Below are 1,954 nucleotides of genomic sequence, written 5' to 3' on the forward strand. Positions count from 1 at the left end.
TGTCACGAACGGTGCAATAGTGATCCACACCCAACGCCTGAAATCAGATCCAGGGGGTAATCTGCTCTCCTGATTCAGGAGAGTTTATGGTCACTTTTGAGACAGTTATGGAAATTAAAATCCTGCACAAGCAGGGAATGAGTAGCCGGGCGATTGCCAGAGAACTGGGGATCTCCCGCAATACCGTTAAACGTTATTTGCAGGCAAAATCTGAGCCGCCAAAATATACGCCGCGACCTGCTGTTGCTTCACTCCTGGATGAATACCGGGATTATATTCGTCAACGCATCGCCGATGCTCATCCTTACAAAATCCCGGCAACGGTAATCGCTCGCGAGATCAGAGACCAGGGATATCGTGGCGGAATGACCATTCTCAGGGCATTCATTCGTTCTCTCTCGGTTCCTCAGGAGCAGGAGCCTGCCGTTCGGTTCGAAACTGAACCCGGACGACAGATGCAGGTTGACTGGGGCACTATGCGTAATGGTCGCTCACCGCTTCACGTGTTCGTTGCTGTTCTCGGATACAGCCGAATGCTGTACATCGAATTCACTGACAATATGCGTTATGACACGCTGGAGACCTGCCATCGTAATGCGTTCCGCTTCTTTGGTGGTGTGCCGCGCGAAGTGTTGTATGACAATATGAAAACTGTGGTTCTGCAACGTGACGCATATCAGACCGGTCAGCACCGGTTCCATCCTTCGCTGTGGCAGTTCGGCAAGGAGATGGGCTTCTCTCCCCGACTGTGTCGCCCCTTCAGGGCACAGACTAAAGGTAAGGTGGAACGGATGGTGCAGTACACCCGTAACAGTTTTTACATCCCACTAATGACTCGCCTGCGCCCGATGGGGATCACTGTCGATGTTGAAACAGCCAACCGCCACGGTCTGCGCTGGCTGCACGATGTCGCTAACCAACGAAAGCATGAAACAATCCAGGCACGTCCCTGCGATCGATGGCTCGAAGAGCAGCAGTCCATGCTGGCACTGCCTCCGGAGAAAAAAGAGTATGACGTGCATCTTGATGAAAATCTGGTGAACTTCGACAAACACCCCCTGCATCATCCACTCTCCATCTACGACTCATTCTGCAGAGGAGTGGCGTGATGATGGAACTGCAACATCAACGACTGATGGCGCTCGCCGGGCAGTTGCAACTGGAAAGCCTTATAAGCGCAGCGCCTGCGCTGTCACAACAGGCAGTAGACCAGGAATGGAGTTATATGGACTTCCTGGAGCATCTGCTTCATGAAGAAAAACTGGCACGTCATCAACGTAAACAGGCGATGTATACCCGAATGGCAGCCTTCCCGGCGGTGAAAACGTTCGAAGAGTATGACTTCACATTCGCCACCGGAGCACCGCAGAAGCAACTCCAGTCGTTACGCTCACTCAGCTTCATAGAACGTAATGAAAATATCGTGTTACTGGGGCCATCAGGTGTGGGGAAAACCCATCTGGCAATAGCGATGGGCTATGAAGCAGTCCGTGCAGGTATCAAAGTTCGCTTCACAACAGCAGCAGATCTGTTACTTCAGTTATCTACGGCACAACGTCAGGGCCGTTATAAAACGACGCTTCAGCGTGGAGTAATGGCCCCCCGCCTGCTCATCATTGATGAAATAGGCTATCTGCCGTTCAGTCAGGAAGAAGCAAAGCTGTTCTTCCAGGTCATCGCTAAACGTTACGAAAAGAGCGCAATGATCCTGACATCCAATCTGCCGTTCGGGCAGTGGGATCAAACGTTCGCCGGTGATGCAGCACTGACCTCAGCGATGCTGGACCGTATCTTACACCACTCACATGTCGTTCAAATCAAAGGAGAAAGCTATCGACTCAGACAGAAACGAAAGGCCGGGGTTATAGCAGAAGCTAATCCTGAGTAAAACGGTGGATCAATATTGGGCCGTTGGTGGAGATATAAGTGGATCACTTTTCATCCGTCGTTGACA

General features: G+C 51.4%; 2 protein-coding genes. Both read left to right on the forward strand.

The genetic code is table 11. The features are described from left to right. Positions 1–86: 86 nt before the first annotated feature. A complete protein-coding gene (istA, locus tag HEN21_RS22405; RefSeq protein ID WP_000255944.1) occupies positions 87–1,109 on the forward strand; it encodes an IS21-like element IS100 family transposase in 1,023 nt (340 codons plus the stop codon). After that, the gene (istB, locus tag HEN21_RS22410; protein ID WP_001317493.1) at positions 1,106–1,888 is read left to right on the forward strand and encodes an IS21-like element IS100kyp family helper ATPase IstB; all 783 of its coding nucleotides are present in this window, start codon (positions 1,106–1,108) and stop codon (positions 1,886–1,888) included. Before istA ends, istB begins: the two co-directional genes overlap by 4 nt. Positions 1,889–1,954 lie beyond the last annotated feature (66 nt).

It is taken from the genome of Escherichia sp. 93.1518 (assembly GCF_013368915.2).
In the GTDB taxonomy this organism is placed as follows: domain Bacteria; phylum Pseudomonadota; class Gammaproteobacteria; order Enterobacterales; family Enterobacteriaceae; genus Escherichia; species Escherichia ruysiae.

Excerpts from the sequence above, each read along its gene's own strand:
- istA (WP_000255944.1), top strand. The coding sequence starts at position 87 with ATGGTCACTTTTGAGACAGTTATGGAAATTAAAATCCTGCACAAGCAG.